Source organism: Candidatus Viridilinea mediisalina, from assembly GCF_002532535.1.
Classification (GTDB): Bacteria; Chloroflexota; Chloroflexia; order Chloroflexales; family Chloroflexaceae; genus Viridilinea; species Viridilinea mediisalina.
The window spans coordinates 1-4,210 of record NZ_NQWI01000208.1 but is presented as its reverse complement, the minus strand read 5'-3'; the positions used below and the strand labels follow the sequence as shown (position 1 = coordinate 4,210).

The window sequence follows — 4,210 nt, the reverse complement described above, 5'->3', positions numbered from 1 at the left end:
TGGCCGCGGCCACCGCCCGCGCACGCCGCCGCCGAACCGCCGCGAGACGGGCAGTGGGGGGATTATGCAACAGTCTCTTGACGGAAATGGGGCTTTACGTTACGATCCTTGCACATACGCTTGCCCAAGGAGCATGCCATGGGCCTTTCTTTGAATCCTACGATTTTTCGGGCCTACGATATTCGTGGCCTAGTCGGTGTTGATCTTGATGAGGCGATCTATACGCTGCTTGGTCAAGCAGTGGGGACGATCATTCGTGCCCGTGGCGGCCAGATGGTGGTGGTCGCCCGTGATGCACGCCTCAGTTCGCCCATTTTCCAGGCAGCGCTGATTGCCGGGCTTCAGGCTACAGGTTGCGCGGTGGTGGATATTGGCGAGGTTTCGACGCCAGTGATGTATTTCGCCGTTGAACAGCTCAATGCTGATGGCGGCGCAATCGTGACGGCCAGCCACAATCCGCCTGAGTTTAATGGGCTGAAGCTGCGGTTGAGCCATCCGACGTTTGGGAGTGAACCGGCCCCCTCGGAGTTGATCCAGGAGGTGGGGCGCGTGGCTCTAGCCGGAAACTTTGAAACCGGCAATGGTTCGCTCAATCTCTACGATATTAGCCAAGCCTATATTGCCAATGTCACCAGCCTGCTGGCCTTTAGCGGCCCGGCTCCCAAGGTGGTGCTTGATGGAGGCAATGGTGTGGCTGGCCCTCTGGCGCTGGCGAGCTATCGGGCGCTTGGTTTGGAGGTAGAGCCGCTCTTCATTGAACCCGATGGCACCTTTCCCAATCATCACCCTGACCCGCTCAAGGCCGAGAATTTACAGCACCTGATTGCTGCGGTGCAGCACCACGGTGCAACGATGGGCATTGGGCTTGATGGTGATGGGGATCGCCTCGGGATCGTGGATAGCGATGGGACGATTGTCTTTGCCGACCGCTACCTGATTGCGATGGCAACCTACGCGCTGGCTCGGCGCAAAGGGCCGGTGATCTTTGATGTGAAGTGTAGTGCGGTGCTGCCCGAAGCGATCCGCGCCCTGGGCGGCGAGCCGATCATGTGGAAGACGGGCTACACCAATCTTTCGGCCAAAATGCGTGAGGTTGATGCGGTGATTGGGGGGGAATTGAGTGGCCACACGATCATTCCCGCGCCCGGCCACTACTTCGACGATGGAGCCTTTGCCGGGGCCTATCTGCTCTATACATTGAGCCAATTGGGGACGACCCTGCGCGAGTTGCTGGCTCCCTACCCCACGCCCGCCTCAATTGACGAGGGACGTGTCCCTTGCCCGGAAGAACTCAAGTTTCCGCTGATCGAACATGTCCGCGATGTCTTTCAGGCCAACTATCAGGTGACCGACATTGATGGCGTGCGCGTAGATTTTGGCGATGGATGGGGCCTTTTGCGCGCCTCCAATACCGAACCGGCCCTGACCAACCGTTTCGAGGCCCAAACGATGGAACGTGCTCAAGCTATCCGTAATCTGATGATGGGAACTGTCGAGGAGTTCCGTAAACGCCTATGATCGTTCCCTACCGCCCCTATGCACTAGCCTGGCAGGCGATCTATGCCGAAGGCTTCACGCTCGACCAAATCCGACGGCGCACGGCAACGCTCGCCGTCGGTTTGGTGAGTCGTGGCATGAGCTGCTTGGTGGCTTACGATACGCGCTTTATGGGTGCGCTCTTTGCCCGCGATGTCGAGGCGGTGCTGCGCTCCTATGGCGTGCGTGTGGCACTTGCCGCTGCGCCAACTCCCCTGCCGGCGGTTCACCACGCCCTTGATCAACGAGTGGCCGATTGTGCGCTCTATGTCTCGGCCTGTAATCAGTCCTATATCTATAATGGCTTGGCCTTGATCTGCAATGATCCTAGTGGCCTTGCGCTTGATCCCCATAGCGAAGCGCCGCCGCCCCAGCCCTTCCCGCTCTCCGGTGAGCCCAACCCCGACTCTACACGCGATCTGCGTGGGCCTTACCTTGATGCGTTGCAAAGCATTGTTGATCTTGATGTAGTGCGGCGCAATTCGCTCACTATCTTCGTTGATGCGATGAATGGCACCACGGCGGGGATGCTGCCTACACTGCTGGGTGAAGGCGGCCAGACCCGTGCGATTGAGATCAACCGCGACCCCGATCCGCTCTTTGGGCGCAGTGCGCCCGATCCCTTTGCTAGTAGCTTGGTGCGCCTGAAGAAGTTGGTGCGTGAAAGCGATTCTCACCTCGGTTTAGCCATCTCGGCTGATGGTACCGCGCTGGCGTTGGTGGATAAGCACGGCGAACAACTTGATCCCGCTGAGACGGCGTTGCTGCTTGCCGCCTACCTCGTGCGCCAGTACCGCCAGCGCGGGCCTCTTGTGGTACCTGCGCCCGCCGCCGATTCACCTGTGGCTGGCCTGCCGCGCATCGGCGCATGGGAAGAAAACACCGGCTTGCGGATCGAAGGGCTCAACGACCCGGCGCAGCGCCTCCACCAAATGATCTTCCACGAGCGCAACCCACCAATCATTGGGGCAACACCCAATGGGCAACTGATTGTTGGCCGTTACGCCCTCTACCCCGACGCCATTCTTGCGGGCTTGCTCTGTGCTGAACTGGTAGCCCGTAGCGGTGGTAGCCTGCGTACCCTCGTTGAGGCCCAGCGTGAACAACTTACGAAAGTTGGAGGATAATTCTGCATGCGCTCAATAGCCCGCCGCCTCGCTTCGCTCCGCATGCTCACAACCCCACTTGTGCTCACCTTTGTGGGCGTGGTACTCCTTTCGCTTGGTGTGGCCTACCTTTTCATCCATGTCTACCGCACCGTTGAGGGTTTGCCGCTCTTCTTTGAGATTCTCACGCTCCAATTCTTACCGCGCCCCGTGCGCGGTTTTCTGCTGATTGTGACTGGCGTGGGTACCCTCGTTGCCGGTATCTGGCGCTTGAGTGATGTGGTTATTGTCAAGCTGCGAACAACCGAAGCCCAGGGAGACGATGAACTCGTCTTGGGCTACCGCCGCGAGGTACCACCCAGTGTGGCGGTGATTTCAGGCGGGCCCGGTCTGCTGGTACTGAGTGCGATTGGGGAACAGGTGCAGCGTATGACCTGCATCGTGCCAGTGCAGGATCATGTAGAGTACTACTATCGCGCATCGGCCCTCTTCAATCTGCGGAATGTCTACTATGTGGTGCCCACCCCCGAACCGATCCAGGTGGTGGCCAAGTTGGACGATGGCAACAACGTAGATGTGCGCCACCTCGCGCTTGACCCGCAGATCGCGCCGCGCCATGTCGCCCACATGAGCCTTGATGGGCCGGAGAATCCGCCCCTAACCCGCTTGGCTGCCGAGACGATCCGTGATGCTGATGCGATCATCCTGGGGCCGGGTAGTCTCTTTGAGAGTATTCTGCCCAACCTGCTCATTCCCGAACTGCGGGCTGCTATTATTGCCAGTCGCGCGCGTACCATCTATGTCTGCAACCTTATGACCGAACCTGGGCGTACAACTGGGTTTAGTGTTGCCGATCATATTCGTGCCATCAAGCAGTATGGCGGTTTCACACCAACTTACGTGTTGGTCAATGCCCAACGCATCGATCCAGAGGTAACGCGGCTCTACGCTGCGGCCCATCAGTTGCCGGTCTACCTAAGCCCAGAGGAGTATGAAGAGACAGCACTGCTCCGCTCTGATCCTGGTTCGCACCGTGGGGTTATGATCGAAGGGGCCATGGTGCTTGAGGCCGATCTGGCTTCGTCCGTCATTCAATACACCGCTTCGCTCACCAACCCCAGCGAGAGCCGCGCCGCCCGCGTGTTGCGCCACGATAGCCAAAAGTTGAGCCGGGCCATCCTTGAGTTGCTACGCAAGCCATAAGGCTCTAGGTAGAGAGTTTTTTGAATAAGGGTTTCAAAACACCAACAAGAAGAGGTACCGAGGATTGAACCACAGAGACACCGAGGGCACAGAGTATGATAACAGACGGAGTACCAATCCATGATGATTACCATTCCGCACCTTATCTCTGTGTTCTCTGTGTCTCTGTGGTTCAATCCTCTGCATCTCTGCAAAAACTCTATTATTTCCTGCCCTAAGACATGGTTCATAGTTACTTTACAGTTTGGTCTCCGATGGAGTGCCGACTTTAGTCGGCTGGGGTCGTAGATTGCCATGGGATGCCGACTAAAGTCGGCACTCCAACTGTAAAGCTGAAAGGCCGTTTCTGAAACCATGTCTAAGGA

The 4,210-nt window shown here is 58.0% G+C and carries 3 protein-coding genes; all 3 read left to right on the top strand.

Annotated features, from left to right (window positions below; genetic code table 11):
• The first annotated feature begins 138 nt into the window (after window positions 1-138).
• From CJ255_RS21280 to CJ255_RS21270, 3 genes are read left to right on the top strand one after another with little or no spacing between them, the layout of a single operon-like run.
• Window positions 139-1,518: a phosphomannomutase/phosphoglucomutase gene (locus tag CJ255_RS21280; RefSeq protein ID WP_097646086.1), complete on the top strand. Its 1,380-nt coding sequence runs from the start codon at window positions 139-141 to the stop codon at window positions 1,516-1,518.
• Window positions 1,515-2,663 (top strand): phosphohexomutase domain-containing protein, encoded by a 1,149-nt coding sequence (locus CJ255_RS21275; protein WP_097646085.1) that lies wholly within the window; start codon window positions 1,515-1,517, stop codon window positions 2,661-2,663. The genes CJ255_RS21280 and CJ255_RS21275 overlap by 4 nt, the downstream gene beginning before the upstream one ends.
• 6 nt (window positions 2,664-2,669) lie before the next feature.
• Complete coding sequence (locus CJ255_RS21270) at window positions 2,670-3,845, top strand: gluconeogenesis factor YvcK family protein (RefSeq protein WP_097646084.1); 1,176 nt, start codon at window positions 2,670-2,672, stop codon at window positions 3,843-3,845.
• Window positions 3,846-4,210: the final 365 nt, after the last annotated feature.

What these genes read in the sequence shown, in the direction of transcription:
- CJ255_RS21275 (WP_097646085.1), top strand. Translation starts at nt 1,515, where the DNA reads ATGATCGTTCCCTACCGCCCCTATGCACTAGCCTGGCAGGCGATCTAT.
- CJ255_RS21280 (WP_097646086.1), top strand. Translation starts at nt 139, where the DNA reads ATGGGCCTTTCTTTGAATCCTACGATTTTTCGGGCCTACGATATTCGT.
- CJ255_RS21270 (WP_097646084.1), top strand. Translation starts at nt 2,670, where the DNA reads ATGCGCTCAATAGCCCGCCGCCTCGCTTCGCTCCGCATGCTCACAACC.